This window comes from Baekduia sp., assembly GCF_035318805.1.
Lineage (GTDB): Bacteria > Actinomycetota > Thermoleophilia > Solirubrobacterales > Solirubrobacteraceae > Baekduia.
In genome coordinates this window covers 24,005-39,986 of the sequence record NZ_DATHDY010000099.1, presented here as the reverse complement: position 1 = coordinate 39,986, position 15,982 = coordinate 24,005, and the positions used below count along the sequence as shown (strand labels likewise).

Here is a 15,982-nt window from a genome sequence, read left to right as displayed (position 1 = left end):
ATCAACCTCCGACCTCCTGGGTCAACCGCTGCGTGGTGATCTCTTGGTCGGCGAGCTCGGCCACGACGCGCCCTCGTCCCATGACGAGCGCGCGGTCGGCGAGCTGCACGACCTCTTCGTAGTCGGACGTCGCGACGAGCACCGCCACGCCCGACGCCGCGAGGGCGCGGATGGCGCGGTAGATCTCCTGCCGCGCGCCGACGTCCACCCCGCGCGTCGGCTCGACCAACACCAAGACCTTGGACTGCCGCTCCAGCCAGCGGCCGAGCAGCACCTTCTGCTGGTTGCCGCCCGACAGGGTGGCCAGGAGCTGGCGCGGGTCGTCCCGCGACCGGATGTTGAGCTCCTTGTGCCAGCGCCGGTAGGCGGTGGCCTCGCGGTCGGCGGTCAGGAAGCCGCGCCGCGACAGCGGGCCCCAGGACGGCGCCGCGAGGTTCTCGGCCACCGACCGCACCATGAACGCGCCCTCGCGCTGCCGGTCGGCGGGCAGGAAGCCGACGCCGGCGGCGATCGCGTCCCACGGCTGGCGGAAGCTCATGGCCTTGCCGTCGAGCTCCATGCGACCGGCCGACAGCCGCCGGACGCCGAACGCGCACTCGGCGACCTCGGCGATGCCCGAGCCGAGCTTGCCGTAGAGGGCGACGACCTCGCCGCCGTGGACGTCAAGCGCCACGCCGTCGAACTCGCCGGCGAGGGCCGCGCCGTCGAAGCGCAGCGCCGGCGTCGCGTCGACCGGGGGCTGGTGGACGTCGACCGGCCGGCGAACCTCGCCGAGCGAGCGGCCGACCATCGCCGACACCATCTGCTCGCGCGTGACCGAGCCGGTGTCGGCCTCCAGCGCGACGTTGCCGTCGCGCAGCACGACGACGCGATCGGCGATCTCGCGCACCTCGTCGAGCCGGTGGGTGATGTAGATGAGCGCCACGCCCTGATCCCGCAGGCGGCGCACGAAGGTGAAGAGCCGCTGCGCCTCCTGGGAGGACAGCGCGGCCGTCGGCTCGTCGAGGACCAGGCAGCGCGCCCGGTCGCTCAGGGCCCGGGCGATCTCGACGATCTGGCGCTCGCCGACGCTCAGCGATCCCACCGGCGCATCGAGGTCCAGGTCGACGCCGAGCTGCTCGACGACCTCGGCGGCGCGGCGCTTGACCGCCCTCCAGGAGACCAGACCGCGACGAGTCGGCCAGCGCCCGAGCGAGATGTTCTCGGCGACGGTCAGCGTCGGCGCGTCGGCGAGCTCCTGGAAGATCATGCGGATCCCCAGGTCGCGCGCCTGCGGTGGGGTCAGCGACGTGCGCTGCGCCCCGGCGATCGTCAGGAGGCCGTCGTCGGGCTGGTAGTCGCCGGCGATGATCTTGACGAGGGTCGACTTGCCGGCGCCGTTCTCGCCGAGGAGCGCGAGCACGGACCCGCCGGTGGCGTCGAGGTCCACGCCATGGAGGACCTCGACGCCGCCGAACCCCTTCCGGATCCCTCGTGCGGAGAGCTGGAAGGGTGTGTCGCTCATGCCCGTCAGCAGCCCTTCGGGGCGTAGAGCTGGTCGATGTTGTCCTTGCTGACCAGCTGGTGGTCGACGAGGAGCTTGGCGTCGATCTGCTCGCCCTTGGCCGCCTTGATGAGGTACGGGATCCCGATCTCGCCGTAGCGCTCCGGGAAGTACCCCGCGTCGGCGATCCAGTTCGGGTTCGTCTTGATCGCGCAGTGCGCCGACGGATCGGCGCCCTGGCCGGACAGGTAGATGTCACCCGAGCGGCCGGCGGTCTTGGCCGCCGCGATCGCCCCGAGGATGCCGTCGTCGTTGATGCTGACCACGACGATCTTCTTCTGGCCGGGCAGCGTGGTGAGCGTGTCGGTCATCTTGGTCCGCGCGGTGTCCGTGCGGTCGGCGTCGAGGATCTTCTCGTTCTTGAGGTCGCCGGGGCACACCGACTGGAAGCCCTTGCGGTAGCCGCCCATGCGCTGCTTGCTCGCATCGACCGACGCGGTCGACTCGAGCGACACGTAGGCGTCGTAGTCGCAGTTCCACTTGTCCTTGGCGAACTTGCCCACGGCCTGGCCGGCGATGAAGCCCGCGTACTCGTTGGCTGCGCCCATGAACGCCTTCTGGCAGGGCTGCTGCTCGATGTCGACGGCGATGACGGGCACCTGCGGCCCCGCCTTGCAGATCGCGCCGGCGAGCTTCTGATCCACCTGGAAGTTCAGGTAGGCCTGCACGCCCTGGCTCTTGAACGACTTCGCGCAGTCCAGCGCCTTCTGCCCGTCGAGCTGCGAGTCGCAGACGACGAGCTGCGCGCCGGCGGCCTGGGCGTTCTTCTTCATGCTGTCGGTGACGAGCTTGGAGAACGGCACCGAGTCGCCGAGCGCGATGAACCCGAGCTTCAGGCCCTTGCCGCTGCCGGCGGCGGGCGTCTGGAACTTCACGATGCCGTCCTTGGACACCGTCACGGCCGGCGCCGGCGCCGCGGCGGCCGTCGTGCCGGCGGCGGTCGCGCTGCCGCCGCTCGAGTCGTTGCTGCTGCCGCAAGCGGCAACGCTGGTGACCAACCCGACGCATGCCAGCGCCATCACCGCGCGTCCGCCTGGACGACCGGCGGCGCCTCTACGTGCTCTCAAGACCCTCTCCTCCTACGAAACCCGATGGTGGCCGCACCGATTGGAAACGGTTCCGGAACCGTATCCGGGAACGTTCGCCGCGTCAAGGCGCGACCGTCGGCAGTTCAGTCGAGATGCCAGACCTCGTCGGCCGTGAACAGGCGTCCGTCAGCGTCGGTCAGCTCCTCGACGACGTCGGTGAACCATGCCGACCAGCGTGCGTTGACCTCGGTCGCACCGACCTTCCCGAAGGCCGTCTCGGCGTCGGGATGGCACTCGGCGTAGGCCACGACGTCGCGCCCGCGGCGAAACAACGTGTAGTTGCGCACGTCAGCGCTGCGCAGCGCTTCGACGAGCTCCGGCCAGATCTCGTCGTGGCGGCGCCCGTACTCCTCTTCCATGCCCTCCCGCAACCGGAAGGTGAAGCAGAACCTCTCCATCGTCACGCCTTTCTGACGTCCATCGACGCCGGCCTACAACAACTCGCCGAGCGGGTGCTCCAGGGCGGTTCGCAGATCCGCGAGGAACGCGGCCGCGTCGGCCCCGTAGATGATCCGGTGGTCGCTCACGAGCGTCAGCGTGAGCAGCGACCGGATGGCGAGCTGCTCCTCGTGGACGGCCGCGCGCCTGGCGACCGCGCCGACGCAGAGGATCGCGGCCTGCGGCGGGTTGATGACCCCGGCGAAGCGGTCGACGCCGAACATCCCCAGGTTGGAGATGGTGAACGTCCCTCCTGCGAGCTCCTGCGCGGAGACCGCGCCGTCGCGCACGCGCTGCGCGAGGCGGCGCGACTCGGTGGCCAGCTCCGTGAGCGAGAGGCGATCGGCGTCGCGGATCGTCGGCACGACGAGGCCGTCGTCGGCCGCCACCGCGATCCCGACGTTGATGCGCTCGTAGAGCTCGAAGCGGCCGTCGCGGTAGGCGCCGTTGACGCGCGGGTGTCGCCGCAGCGCCCGGGCGGCGATCTTGACGATGATGTCGTTGATCGACGGCAGCACCGCCGCGGTGCCGCGCAGCTGCTCGCGGAGCTCCAGCACCGCGCCCATGTCGGCGTCGACCGAGACCGTGAAGTCCGGGATGGTCGCCCTGGCTTCCGCCATGCGGCGGGCGACGGTCTGCTGCAGCCGGCTCGGCTCCTGGACCGAGACCACGCCCTTGGCGCCTTCGGCGGCGGGCGCGTCGACGGCGACCGCGGTCGGGGGCAGCGGCACGGCGGTCGGAGGCGACGGCACCGCGGGCTTCGCCGCCGCCGCGTCGACCCACGCACGGACGTCGGCCTTGAGGATCCGCCCGAGCGGGCCGCTGCCCGCGACGTCGCCCAACTCGACCTCGTGGGCGAGGGCGAGGCGGCGTGCGACGGGCGAGGCGCTGAGCGCGCCGTTGCCCGCCGGCGAGCCGGCCGCGGGCTCGCCGATCGTCGCGATCACCGCGCCGACCGGCACCGTGTCGCCGGCGGCGGCGACGGTGCGCAGCACGCCGGCGAAGTCGGCCTCGTAGGCCATGTTGGCCTTGTCGGTCTCGAGCTCGACGATCTCCTCGCCGCGCGCGACCACGGCGCCGTCGGCGACGAGCCAGCGCAGCACCGTCCCCTCCTCCATGGAGTCCGACAGACGGGGCATTGCGACGTCAGGCACTGATATCTCCTGTGACGGCTTCGAGCGGGTGGACGGCAAGCGGCGTGACCTCGACGTGGGCCCACGGGAACGCGGGCAGCGAGCTCAAGGCATCGTGCAGCTCGGTGGCGTCGAACGCCTCCCAGATGCCGACGTTGCTGGTCGTGCCGGGCACGCGCCAGATGCGGCGGATGACTCCGGCCTCGCGCAGCTGGGCGCCGACTCGGCGTTCCTCCGCGACGACGTCCTCCGCGATGTCGTCCGGGATCGACACGGTGATGTGCACCAGGAACTCCATGGGACGGCCTAGTAGGCGATCGTCTCGCGGGCGGCCTGCGCGATGTCTTCGACGCTGGGCAGCCACGCCGCCTCGAGCGCCCCCGCGTACGGCACCGGCGTCTCGGGCGAGCCGACCAGCCGGGGCGGGGCGTCCAGCATCTCGAAGTGCGTCTGCAGCACGGACGCGACCAGCGACGCGCCCCAGCTTCCGGGCAGACCGCCCTCCTGGACGACGACCAGGCGGTTGGTGCGCTCGAGGCTCCCGAGCACGGTCTCGACGTCGAACGGCACCAGGCAGCGGGGATCGATGACCTCCAGCGCGACGTCCTCGGCCTGCAGGAGGTCGGCCGCCTGCACCGCGCGGTGTCGCATCTGCTGGGTGGCCACCACCGTGACGTGCTCGCCCGCGCGGACGACCTCGGCGCGACCCAGCTCGACGGGCGCCGGAGCGTCGGCCAGCTCGCCCTTGACGTTGAAGAGGCCCTTGTGCTCGAACACGAGCACGGGGTCGGGATCGGCGATCGCCGCCCGGAGCAGGCCGTAGGCGTCCGCCGGGGTCGCGGGGACCGCGATCTTGAGCCCCGGGACGTTCAGGAACCAGTTCTCGGCCGGCTGTGAGTGCTGGGCGGCGAAGCCGGTGCCGGCCCCGTTGGCCATCCGGATCGTCACCGGGACGCTGATCTGGCCCCCCGTCATGTAGCGGTACTTGGCCAGCTCGTTGGCGATCTGGTCGAAGCAGACGCCGGCGAAGTCGGCGAACATGATCTCGGCGAGGGGACGCAGCCCCTGCGTCGCGGCGCCGATCGCGGTCCCGATGATGGCCTGCTCGCTGATCGGCGTGTCGAGCACGCGGCGCGGGCCGAACTGCTCCAGCAGGCCCTCGCTGAGCTTGAACGCCCCGCCGGCCGCGCCGACGTCCTCACCGAGGAAGAAGACGTCGTCGTCGGCGGCCAGCGCGTCGGCCATGCCGCGGACGATCGCGTCGCGGTAGGTCACGGTGCTCATGCGTAGACGCCCTCCATCAGGCTCGCCGGATCGGGGTCAGGCCAGGACTGGGCGCGCTCCAGCGCCGCGAGCACGTCGCGTTCCGCGTCACGCTTGAGCCCGGCGAGGCGTTCGGCGTCGACGCCGGCGCCCGCGAGCGCCGCCTCGAGCAGCGTGTTGGGGTCCCGCTCGATCCACGCCTCCAGCTCGCCTTCGGGCCGGTACTTGCCGGGGTCTGACCGGGAGTGCCCCTTCTGGCGGTAGGTGAGCGCCTCGATCAGCGTCGGTCCCTCGCCGGCGCGGGCACGCCGCGTCGCCTCGAGCGTGGCGGTGCGGACCGCGAGCACGTCGTTGCCGTCGACGCGGGCCTTGGCCATGGCGTAGCTGTCGGCGCGGTCGGCGAGCACCTCCACCGGCGTGGTCGAGGCCAGCGGCGAGTACTCCCCGTACAGGTTGTTCTCGCAGACGAAGAGCACCGGCAGGCTCCAGATCGAGGCGAGGTTGAGCGCCTCGTGGAAGGCCCCGATGTTCGTGGTGCCGTCGCCGAAGAAGCAGACCGAGACCTCGCTGGTCTCGCGGTAGCGCGCGGCGAACGCCGCGCCGACGCTGATCGGGAGGTGTCCGCCGATGATCGCGAAGGACCCGAGCGCCCCGACGCGCACGTCGGTGAGGTGCATCGATCCGCCCTTGCCGCCGCACAGCCCGCGCGCCTTGCCGAGGATCTCGCCGAAGGCCTCGTCGAGCGGGGCGCCCTTCGCGAGGGTCGCCGCGTGCCCGCGATACGTGCAGGTCATGGTGTCGCCGGGCTCCAGCGCGCTGCAGACGCCGACGCTGACCGCCTCCTGGCCCTGCCCCAGATGGGTCGAGCCTCGCACCAACCCCTGGGCGAAGAGGCGGTGGCACTCGTCCTCGAAGAAGCGAATCTGCCACATCGTGCGCAGCAGCTCCAGCCGCTCGTCGACCGGCAGCTCGTCGGTGGTGATCGGGTTCGTGGTGGTCATGCGGCCCTCCCGGCGGCCGCGGCGGAGTCGCCGCCGGCGGCCTGCGCTGCGGCATGGAGCGCCGCATCGCGCAGTCGTGGTTGATCTCGTTCAAAGCGCTCACGTGGAGCGGCGAGCGTCAGGGCGGCGATGACGACCCCTCCGACCATGACGGGAGCCGCGACGCAGCAGACGCCCTCGCGGTACTCCTCGTGGTCCTCGGCCCAGCCCCGGTCGCGGATCCGCGTGAGCTCGGCCTCGAGCTCCCGGCGGCTGGTGATGGTGTTGGTCGTCGCGGCGCCCAGCCGGCCCGTGCCCATGATCGACGCCCGGCGATCCTCGTCGGCGAAGGCCAGCAGCAGCTTCCCGGTCGCTCGCGCGTGGGGCAGGTCGTAGGTGCCGAGCTCGGCCTCGGCGACACGGACGGCGTGAGCGCCCTGGACCGACGCGAGCACGCGGATCGCCCCTGCCCGCCAGCCCGCGAGGTAGGCGGCCTCACCCGTCTCGCTCGCCAGGCTCCGCAGCTGCGTCAGCAGGAACTCCGGCACCTGCGACTCCCGCCCCCATGCGTCGGCGAGCACGCCGACGGACGGCCCGAGCCGGAACCGGCGTTGCGCGTCCTGGACGAGCAGGCCTTCGAGCAGCAGCGTGCGCAGCAGATGGTGCGCGGTGGGCGCCGGGAGGCCCACCTGGCCGGCGGCCTGCGTCACGCCGAGGCCTTCCGGCTCCCGTGCGACGGCCAGCAGCAGCGCGGCCGCTCGCGAGACCGAGCGGATGACCGTGGGCGGCGCGTCCGTCGACTCTTTCATGGTGTGAAAGCCGGTTTCATGATTCGCTGCGACGTTATGGGTTGACGGCTGCTCACGTCAAGGCCGAACCGCTCGCAGAGGAAACGTTACCGGGATCGTTTGTCAGGCGTGCCGCACCAGCGGCCGCCGCTCCGTCGACGTCCGTCCCGGAAGCCGCTCAGGCCGTACCGGCGGCCGATCCGAACGACTCGGTGCGGATCACCGGCTCGCCGACCGCGTCCGAGGCATCCAGGTCCACCGTCGCCACGATCGCGAAGTCGTGGTGGCCTTCGGGGTCGTCGATGATCTGGCGGACCGTCCAGCGGCGCGGCTCGCCCCCGGGCGCTCGGTCGATCATCAGCAGGTGCGGCGACCGCGCGTCGGGGCCGTCGCCCATCGACTCGTGCTCCTCCCAGTAGGCGCCGAGCGCGGCCTCCCACGCGGGGGCGCCCATCGTGACCCTCCCCGGGGGCTCGGTGAGCGCCGCCGCTGCGGCCTCGAGCTGCGCGAGCCCGTCGCAGCGATCCCGGGACGCCAGCTGGACCTTGTGGAACAGCGCGTTGCGGACCATCACGGTGAACGTCCGCTGGTTGGCGGTGATCGGCCGCGGCGGTGGCAGTGCCTCACCAGCGGCGACGGCGGCCGCAGCACGCGCGACGGAATCCGGATCGGTCAGCGCTTCCCACTCGTCCAGCAGGCTCGAGTCGGTCTGGCGCACCGTCTCGCCGAGCCACTCGACGATCTCGTCGAGCTCGTCGGTCTTGACCCGTTCCGGCACCGTCTGGCGGAGCGCGCGATACGCGTTGCTCAGGTAGCGCAGCACGAGGCCCTCCGAGCGCGACAGCCCGTAGAACGCCACGAACTCGGTGAAGGTGCGCCCCCACTCGTACATGTCGCGCACGACCGACTTCGGCGAGAGGTCCGACTCGCGCACCCACGGGTGGGTCTCGCGGAACACGCGCAACGCGTCCCGGAGCGGCTCGTCCAGCGGCTTCGGGTAGGTGACCTGCTCGAGCAGCTCCATGCGCTCCTCGTACTCGATCCCCTGCGCCTTCATCTCGGCGACGGCCTCGCCCCGCTCCTTGTTGGCCTGCGCCATGAGGACGGGGAACGGATCGTCGAGGATCGCCTCGACGACCGAGAGCACGTCGAGCGCGTAGCTCTCGGACTCCGGGTCGATCAGCTCGAACGCGACGAGGGCGAACGACGCGAGCGGCTGGTTGAGCGCGAAGTCCTCCTGCAGCGCGAGGGCCAGCCGGAGCGTGCGGCCGTGGGGGTCGGGCTCGGGCAGCCACTCCAGGACGCCGGCGTCGAGGAGCTCCTGCCCGAGCGCCTGCGCCTGCTCGGCGAGCCGCCGGCGCCCGCGCTCGTCCTCGTGGTTGTCCTCCATCAGCGCCCGCATCGTGACCACCGGGTCGGCCGGCTGGTTGACGACGTTGAGGATCATGGAGTGGTCGACCCGCATCCGCGACACCAGCGCCTCGGGGGCCGCGTCCTTCAGGCGCTCGAACGTCTCCTCGGTCCAGCTGATCGCCCCGTCCTGCGGCTTCTTGGCCTGGACCTTGCGGCGCTTCTTGGGGTCGTCGCCGGCCTTGGCCAGCGCGCGCGTCCGGTCGATCACGTGGTCGGGCGCCTGGACCACGACGTATCCCGACGTGTCGAACCCCGCGCGACCGGCCCGCCCGGCGATCTGATGGAACTCGCGCGCCTTCAGCAGCCGGTGGCGAGCCCCGTCGTACTTCGCCAGGCCGGTGAACACCACGGTGCGGATCGGGACGTTGATGCCGACCCCGAGCGTGTCGGTGCCGCAGATGACCTTGAGCAGGCCCGTCTGCGCCAGCTGCTCGACCAGGCGCCGGTAGCGCGGCAGCATGCCGGCGTGGTGGACGCCGACGCCGCCGCGAATCAGCTTGGAGAGCGTGCGGCCGAACCCGGCCGTGAAGCGGAAGGCGCCGATGGCCTCCGCGATCGCCTCGCGCTCCTCCCGCGTGCACAGCTTCGCCGACAGCAGCGACTGCGCGCGCTCCATCGCGGAGGCCTGCGTGAAATGCACGACGTAGATCGGCGCCTGATCCGTCGCCACGAGCTCCTCCAGCAGCTCGTGCAGCGGCTCGACCGACCAGGAGTAGGTGAGCGGGACCGGCCGCTCGGCGTCGTCGATCAGCACCGTCTCGCGGCCCGTGCGGCGCGTCAGGTCCGTGGCGATCTCCGAGACGTCGCCGAGGGTGGCCGACATCAGCAGGAACTGCGCCTGCGGCAGGCAGAGCAGCGGCACCTGCCACGCCCAGCCGCGCTGGCCGTCGGCGTAGTAGTGGAACTCGTCCATCACCACCTGGCCGACGTCCGCCCCGGACCCCTCCCGCAGCGCGATGTTGGCCAGGACCTCCGCCGTGCAGCAGACGATCGGCGCATCGGCGTTGACGGACGCGTCGCCGGTCAGCATGCCCACGTTCTCAGCGCCGAAGATCTCGCAGAGGGCGAAGAACTTCTCCGAGACGAGGGCCTTGATCGGCGCCGTGTAGAAGGTGGCGCGGCGATCGGCCAGCGCGGCGAAGTGCGCGGCGACCGCGACCATCGACTTCCCGGAGCCGGTCGGGGTGGCGAGCACTACGTTGTTGGCGTCGAACAGCTCAATCGCCGCCTCCTCCTGGTGCGGGTAGAGGCTCACGCCCTGCTGAGCCGCCCAGCCCGTGAAGGCGTCGTACAGCGAGTCGGCGCTGGACTGCGTGGGAAGGGCGTCGACCAGGCTCATGCGTCGCTGGGCCACGGTACTCGCCGGCGGGCTCGTGGCGCTTCGGCGCGCAGCGGCGCAGCGTCGCGTTCAGCGACACGCCGCCGCTGGGCGCGTACGACACCCGGACGGTGTGGTCACGCCAGGGAACCATTCCTGCGCAAGGCAACGGATTGTTGCCCGTGGGCGTTGCACGCCGGATCTGAATCTGCTTAGGATCAGCGAAACGGGTGCTGGAATGGTTTCCGGTATCGATTTCAACCAATCGTGGTCGAGCCGGTCCGGCATGCCGCTGGGGCCTCCGAACCGCTACCGAGGGGGAACCATGGGACACCTCCGTGCCGTCGCCGTCGCGCTCTGCGCCGGCGTCGCAGCCTTCGCCATCGCCTCGAGCGCGGCGGCCGCGTCGCCGCTCGCGCTCGACGACGCGGCCAAGCAGGAGCAGATGCTCGGCATCCTGGATCGCTTCGTGCCGTTCGCCGAGCGCTTCTGGACCGCGTCGGACCTGCGCGAGCCCCGCACGGGCTACTTCAGCGCCGTCGGGCCCGGGGTGACCCAGCCGCGCGGCGCGGGCAACGTCGCCCTCAGCTTCGCCACGCTGCTCACCGCGCGTCCCGACCAGGCCGCGTTCGGCGGCGTGCCGCGCTCGACCCTCGAGGAGCAGGCGATCCAGACGATCCGCCACGAGGCGCTGACGAGCAAGCTCTCGGGCGCGGGCTACAACCGGTGGGGCCAGGGGACCTGGCAGGCGTCGCTGGAGATGTACGGCTGGGGCTTTGCCGCCAAGTTGCTCTGGCATGACCTCGACGCCGACACGCGGGCGCTCGTGCAGAAGGTCGTGACCGGTGAGGCCGACATCCTCGTCACCAAGGCTCCGGCCAAGGGCGTCGACGGCGACACCGGCGCCGAGGACAACGGCTGGAACGCCCCCGCGCCGGCGCTGGCATCGGCCATGTTCCCCGACGACCTGCGCCGGCCGGCCTGGGACCAGGCCATGAGCCGGCACGCCGTCAACGCCTCGACGCGTGACCAGGACCGTGACGCCGCCACGCCGGTGATCGACGGCCAGCCGCTCAGCTCGTGGTTCGCGGGAGCCGTCGTGCACTCGGATCTCACCATGGAGAACCACGGGTACTTCAACCCCATCTACCAGCAGGTCACCCACGCCAACATCGGCGAGGGCGCGATCATCCGCGCACAGAGCGGCCTGCCGGTACCCGACGCCTTCTCGTTCCGCACCGAGCAGATCTGGGACCAGGTGCTCGGGCCGCTCGTCAGCGACGACGGCGACATCATCATGACCGCCGGCCAGGACTGGACGAGCAAGGACTACCAGCACCTGCTCTACCTCTCCGTGCTTTCCACGCGCTTCCACCGCGCCGATGCGTCGGTGGCCGAGTCGCGAGCGCTGGAGCTCGTCGCCCGCCGCCAGGGCACCCACGCGGACGGCTCGATCGTCGGTCAGCCCCAGCTCGGCTACGAGTCGATGCTGATCAAGCGCCTGTCGATGGCCTGGTGGAACCATCACCTCTTCGGCCCCTCCCCCGTCCCGACGCCGGAGCAGCTGGCGGCCGACCGGGCCCGCACGGGCGGCGTGCACGAGTACCCGTACATCAGCGTCGTCCAGGCGCCGCTGCGCGACGCGTTCGTCTCGATGTCGTGGGACGACCAGCGTGCGATGGGCCTGGTCGTCCCGACGGCCGCCGGCCATGAGGACGACCCGATCCTGACCGCCTACGCGCCGCGCAGCCTGATCGGCGCGGCGACCGGCGCTCCCGGTCCGCACAGCTGCGAGTGCGGCACGGACCGGTTCTCGACCGCCGGAAGCATCGGCACGCGGCGGTTCTCGATGACCGCGTTCCCCGACGGCGTCACGATGCTGCTCGACCGCGGGACCGGTCGCACGTTCAACCTCGGCTTCGAGCAGATCCCCGGCCTGACCGGCGAGCGCCCGGTGTACTCGGCCGGCGGCGAGGGCCTCGGCGACCTCACCGGCACGTGGGCCAACGTCGCCGACCGGCTCGGCATGGTCGTCGAGGGCGGCGCGGGCCTGCGGGCGTCCGACGTCGTCGCGGCCAACCCCTACCGGCAGCTCGACGGGTCCAAGGACACCGGCAGCGGCAACCGCGGCGCCCTGGTGCTCCCGCACAGCGACCACCAGGAGACCGCGAGCCTCGCGGGCAGCGTCATCCAGCCCGACACCCCCGACGAGTGGTCGGCGCTGTACGGCCGCGCGCCCGACGGCACCGGCCGCCTCGCGGTCGCGCGCTGGGGCGGTCCGGACCACGCGCCGCTGACGCTGACCGACGATCGCGGCGCGCCGGTCACGCAGGCCGGCGGGACCATCGACGGTGACCGCGCCGAGGCTTCGACGGAGCTCGCGGCTCCGGCGTCGCACGGCGAGACCATCCGCTACCTGGTCCACAGCGACGGCGCGCTTCAGGCCCGGGCGCTGGACGGAGACCGGGCGCAGCTCGTCAACGACGGCTCCGCACCGGTCCACGTCACCGTCACGCACGTCGGCGACGACGGCAGGACGCTGACCGCGCGCCGGACGATCACGGCCGGCGAGGCGGTCGTCGCACGGCTGGTCGGAGGCGAGCTCGTGACGGCCGGGCCCGAGTACGAGCACGTGCGCGACGCGCGGGCGCGCATGACGGCGCTGCGGGAGGCCGTCAGGGGCTGGGCCGCGGACGGGACGCTGTCGCACGGCGCGGCCACGGCCCTCGGCGCCCAGCTTGACGCCGTCGTCTGGACGCTGGACCGCGTGGTGGCGGCCGTGACGGCCGAGACGCCCGACACGGCCCGCGCCTCGGCGGCGCTCGACGCGGCCGCGCTGCAGGTCACCCTGCTGCCCCTGGACCGCCTCCTGCCCGACGCCGTGCGCAAGCGCGTGGCCGAGGATCGCGCGACGACGCTGGAGGCACTGGACCGCGCCCGCGCCGAAGGCTTGACCGCGATCGTGCGGTTGGCGGCCACCGGTGCCGCACTGCAGGGCGAGGTCGTGCACGTCCGCGCGGTGCTGCTCAACCGAGGGCGGCCGGCCGTCCGGAACGGAACGCTGACGCTCGCCGGCCCGGCCGGCTGGGGCACGGCCACCGTCGACGTGCCGCCGATCGCTCCCGGCGGGGCCGAGACCGTCGAGGCCGACCTGCGGGTGCCGGCTGATACGGCGTCCGGCGGTCAGGTGCAGCTGACCGGGACGCTCGCGTTCCGCCAGGGCTCCCGGTCCAGGACCTCGACGGGCGTGTTGGATCTCGTCGTCAGGCCGGCCCTGGACCTCGTCACCGACACGCCGGTCATCCCGCTGGCGGCCGGGGGCGTGAACCGCGCCACCGTACGCGCCGTCAACCACACCGGCCGCGATCTTCCGGTCCGGATCGTCGCGAGGACGGCCGACGGGGTCACGGTCGACACGCCGGCCGACCCCGTGACGGTGGCCGCGGGCGCGTCGCAGGAGATCTCGCTGCCGCTGCGCAACGCGTCGCTCACCAGTGGCGAGAGCGAGCTGACCGTGGTGGCGGACGCTGCCGGAGGGGCGCACGCGGAGGAGGTGCTCACGCTGCGCCACAGCGAGAACCTCGCGCTGAACGGGTTGGGATCTCCGTGGCCGGCGCCGTTCGCCTCCAGCCAGCAGGACGAGTATCCGGCGGCTCTGGCGACCGATGGATCGGCGTCGACGTTCTGGGTCTCGGCGGGCTCCTCGGTCGCCACCGGCCCGAGCCCGGCGAACCCGATCGCGCTCGGCGTCGACCTCGCCGGGCCGGTCACGATCGGCCGGGTGATCATGACGCCACGCAGCGGCTATGGGCCCAAGACCTACACCATCGAGGTCTCCGACGACGGGACGGCGTGGCGGCAGGTCGCCGACGTGCCGTCGGCCGCGTCGTCGGGCCCGACCACGACGACCTTCGCGCCGACGGTGGCGCGCTGGGTCCGAGTCCGGATCACGGTCGGCTGGGACCGCGGCGGTGCCGCGCGCAACGTCCAGCTCGCCGAGCTGGACCTGCGACCGTCGTGAGCCCTGCGGCGGCGCGCGTCCCGGCGCAGGGCTGGTGACCAATGTGTTGTCGTTCTGAGAACCGCGGGCTCTGCCGAGGAGGTACGGCTATGACGGTGACGGTCCCCTGAACGTTCGCAGGCTGGTAACAGCATTGGCGTCGCAGATGCCGAAGACAGCATCGTGACCCGCGTCGATCTGCACCTGCACCTCCTGCCGGGCGTCGACGACGGCGCCCCCGACGAGGCGACCGCCGTCGCGCATGCCGCCAGGATGGTCGCCGCCGGCGTCCAGGTCGCGACCGTCACGCCTCACATCGGCTCCCCGTACTTCGACGTCGACCTCCAGTCGATCCCGGAGCGCTGCGCCGCCCTGCAACGCACCCTGGTCGACGAAGGCATCCCGCTGCGCCTGCACCACGGCGGCGAGGTGCACCCCGACGCCGGCGCCGATCTGACGGGCGCCGAGCTCGAGCTGATCGCGCACGGCCCGCGCGGCGCGCGCTGGGTCCTCGCCGAGGTGCCCTTCGCGGGCATCGACGACCGGTTCCTCGACGGCCTCGAGGCGATCAGCGGCCGCGGGTTCGGCGTCGTGATCGCGCACCCCGAGCGCGCGGCCGGCATCCTCGACGGCGGCCTGACCCGGCTGCGCCCGGCCATGCAGGCCGGCGCCGTGCTGCAGGTCAACGCCTGCTCGCTGCTGGGCCGCCAGGGAACCGAGGCGCTCGCCGCGGCCGAGCACATGATCCGCCTGCGCGTGGCCTACATCATCGCCTCGGACGGCCATCCGGGCCATCGCGACCACACGCTGGCCGACGGCGAGGCCGCCGCCGGCGCGGCCGGCGCGGCCCCCGCGCAGATCGTCCAGCTCACCCAGGCCAACCCACGCTTCCTGCTGCGCCACGGGCTGCCCCGCGTCGACGCTCCGGTCCCGTCACGCAGCGGCCCGGGCGGCGCCGCGCTGCGCCGGGCGCGCGAGGCCGCCAGGCGCTTGGGCGCGACCGCCTGAGGCTCGTGCCGGTCAGCCCGTCAGGGCACCGGCCCTGCTTCGACCTCCGCGCCGGAGCATCAGCCGCCGGGCCAGCTCCTCGGCGTGGGGCGTCCGCGCCCCGTGCGCCGCGAACATCTCCGAGCAGCGCCGGTAGTGCTCCAGCTTGGCGGGCTCGATCGCCGTTGCGCTGCGGTCGGCGGCCCGGACGCGTTCCAGCTTGTCGGCGGCGAAGATCACCAGCGCCGTGTGCCCGGCCTCGGCGATGGCCGTGCGGAGCGCGAGCTTGCGCTCCCGGAAGTCGCGGATGGATTGGTCTTCGGTGAGGGTGGCCACGAGGCCGGCGACGCGCGGCCCGAAGGCCTGCTCGATCTGGCCGACCGTGACGGCGGTGTCCTCGACGACGTCGTGGAGCAGGCCCGCAACGACGATCTGGTGCTCGCAGCGCAGCTCGGTGAGCAGCTCACCGACGCCCCGCGCGTGGGCGACGCCCGCGCGGTCGTCGCGGCTTCCATAGGCGCTCTCGACGAACTCCTGCGCCTGCTGCACCAGATCGTCCTGCATCGTCTCTCCCGAGGTTCCCGGAAACGCACGAGCCATGGCCGGAGGTTACGCGACGTTCACACCGCGCAACCCCCTTCGCCCGCGAGCAGGGACCTCCGGCCTACAGCTTCGCCGCGAACCCGGCCAGCTCGCTCGCCTGCGCGTTGGTCAGCCACCCTTCGGCGGCCAGCAGCGCGACCTGGAGCCGGTAGACGGCGACCAGCACCGTCCTGGTCAGCGGCTTGGTGGCGGGCCGCCGCCGGTCTGCGGATCGTTGGTGACGCCCTCGATCCCGAGGTGCTGCGCCCCATCCTTGGCCAGAGCGCGTCAACGCTGCGGGATTTTGCACCGTATTCCTGTTTGAACAGGCCATTCCATGGTCGTCGCCGGCGGCGCCAGAACTCGTTCCATGGACCTTTGGATCAATGCTATGGTTTGCGCTCCATAGCTCCTAGCTGGCGGTCGACGCCGGCTAGATCCACCTGGAG

12 protein-coding genes are annotated in these 15,982 nt (G+C 72.3%); 2 read left to right on the top strand and 10 right to left on the bottom strand.

What is annotated here, in order from left to right; all coding sequences use genetic code 11:
• Nucleotide 1: 1 nt before the first annotated feature.
• The 9 genes from VK501_RS20905 to VK501_RS20865 all read right to left on the bottom strand — a co-directional run bounded on the left by VK501_RS20905 (nucleotide 2) and on the right by VK501_RS20865 (nucleotide 9,985).
• Nucleotides 2-1,504: a sugar ABC transporter ATP-binding protein gene (locus VK501_RS20905; protein ID WP_324340831.1), complete on the bottom strand. Its 1,503-nt coding sequence runs from the start codon at nucleotides 1,502-1,504 to the stop codon at nucleotides 2-4.
• Between the two features lie 5 nt (nucleotides 1,505-1,509).
• Complete coding sequence (locus VK501_RS20900) at nucleotides 1,510-2,610, bottom strand: sugar ABC transporter substrate-binding protein (protein WP_324340830.1); 1,101 nt, start codon at nucleotides 2,608-2,610, stop codon at nucleotides 1,510-1,512.
• 104 nt (nucleotides 2,611-2,714) lie between these two features.
• Complete coding sequence (locus VK501_RS20895) at nucleotides 2,715-3,029, bottom strand: L-rhamnose mutarotase (RefSeq protein ID WP_324340828.1); 315 nt, start codon at nucleotides 3,027-3,029, stop codon at nucleotides 2,715-2,717.
• 33 nt (nucleotides 3,030-3,062) lie between these two features.
• Entirely contained in the window at nucleotides 3,063-4,223 is a 1,161-nt protein-coding gene (locus tag VK501_RS20890; RefSeq protein WP_324340827.1) for a dihydrolipoamide acetyltransferase family protein, read from the bottom strand.
• Nucleotides 4,216-4,500: a muconolactone Delta-isomerase family protein gene (locus VK501_RS20885; RefSeq protein WP_324340826.1), complete on the bottom strand. Its 285-nt coding sequence runs from the start codon at nucleotides 4,498-4,500 to the stop codon at nucleotides 4,216-4,218. Before VK501_RS20885 ends, VK501_RS20890 begins: the two co-directional genes overlap by 8 nt.
• An 8-nt stretch (nucleotides 4,501-4,508) precedes the next feature.
• Nucleotides 4,509-5,486, bottom strand: coding sequence for an alpha-ketoacid dehydrogenase subunit beta (locus VK501_RS20880; RefSeq protein WP_324340824.1), 978 nt, complete (start codon nucleotides 5,484-5,486; stop codon nucleotides 4,509-4,511).
• Nucleotides 5,483-6,466, bottom strand: a complete 984-nt coding sequence (locus VK501_RS20875) for a thiamine pyrophosphate-dependent dehydrogenase E1 component subunit alpha (RefSeq protein WP_324340822.1) — start codon at nucleotides 6,464-6,466, stop codon at nucleotides 5,483-5,485. Before VK501_RS20875 ends, VK501_RS20880 begins: the two co-directional genes overlap by 4 nt.
• Complete coding sequence (locus VK501_RS20870; RefSeq protein ID WP_324340820.1) at nucleotides 6,463-7,254, bottom strand: IclR family transcriptional regulator; 792 nt, start codon at nucleotides 7,252-7,254, stop codon at nucleotides 6,463-6,465. The genes VK501_RS20875 and VK501_RS20870 overlap by 4 nt, the downstream gene beginning before the upstream one ends.
• A 157-nt stretch (nucleotides 7,255-7,411) precedes the next feature.
• The gene (locus VK501_RS20865) at nucleotides 7,412-9,985 is read right to left on the bottom strand and encodes a DEAD/DEAH box helicase (protein WP_324340819.1); all 2,574 of its coding nucleotides are present in this window, start codon (nucleotides 9,983-9,985) and stop codon (nucleotides 7,412-7,414) included.
• A gap of 304 nt (nucleotides 9,986-10,289) precedes the next feature.
• Here VK501_RS20865 and VK501_RS20860 point away from each other — a divergent pair, with 304 nt between their 5' ends.
• Together VK501_RS20860 and VK501_RS20855 are read left to right on the top strand one after the other, a co-directional pair.
• Nucleotides 10,290-13,985 (top strand): discoidin domain-containing protein, encoded by a 3,696-nt coding sequence (locus tag VK501_RS20860; protein WP_324340818.1) that lies wholly within the window; start codon nucleotides 10,290-10,292, stop codon nucleotides 13,983-13,985.
• 162 nt (nucleotides 13,986-14,147) lie between these two features.
• The gene (locus VK501_RS20855; protein ID WP_324340817.1) at nucleotides 14,148-14,972 is read left to right on the top strand and encodes a CpsB/CapC family capsule biosynthesis tyrosine phosphatase; all 825 of its coding nucleotides are present in this window, start codon (nucleotides 14,148-14,150) and stop codon (nucleotides 14,970-14,972) included.
• A 12-nt stretch (nucleotides 14,973-14,984) separates the two neighbouring features.
• On the opposite strand, the gene VK501_RS20850 is transcribed toward VK501_RS20855, so the two are convergent.
• Entirely contained in the window at nucleotides 14,985-15,515 is a 531-nt protein-coding gene (locus tag VK501_RS20850) for an HD domain-containing protein (protein ID WP_324340816.1), read from the bottom strand.
• Between the last annotated feature and the right edge of the window lie 467 nt (nucleotides 15,516-15,982).

Bases quoted from the DNA above. Each gene is read 5' to 3' on its own strand.
- VK501_RS20905 (WP_324340831.1), bottom strand. From the start codon at position 1,504: ATGAGCGACACACCCTTCCAGCTCTCCGCACGAGGGATCCGGAAGGGG.
- VK501_RS20895 (WP_324340828.1), bottom strand. From the start codon at position 3,029: ATGGAGAGGTTCTGCTTCACCTTCCGGTTGCGGGAGGGCATGGAAGAG.
- VK501_RS20885 (WP_324340826.1), bottom strand. From the start codon at position 4,500: ATGGAGTTCCTGGTGCACATCACCGTGTCGATCCCGGACGACATCGCG.
- VK501_RS20880 (WP_324340824.1), bottom strand. From the start codon at position 5,486: ATGAGCACCGTGACCTACCGCGACGCGATCGTCCGCGGCATGGCCGAC.
- VK501_RS20875 (WP_324340822.1), bottom strand. From the start codon at position 6,466: ATGACCACCACGAACCCGATCACCACCGACGAGCTGCCGGTCGACGAG.
- VK501_RS20870 (WP_324340820.1), bottom strand. From the start codon at position 7,254: ATGAAAGAGTCGACGGACGCGCCGCCCACGGTCATCCGCTCGGTCTCG.
- VK501_RS20865 (WP_324340819.1), bottom strand. From the start codon at position 9,985: ATGAGCCTGGTCGACGCCCTTCCCACGCAGTCCAGCGCCGACTCGCTG.
- VK501_RS20860 (WP_324340818.1), top strand. From the start codon at position 10,290: ATGGGACACCTCCGTGCCGTCGCCGTCGCGCTCTGCGCCGGCGTCGCA.
- VK501_RS20850 (WP_324340816.1), bottom strand. From the start codon at position 15,515: ATGCAGGACGATCTGGTGCAGCAGGCGCAGGAGTTCGTCGAGAGCGCC.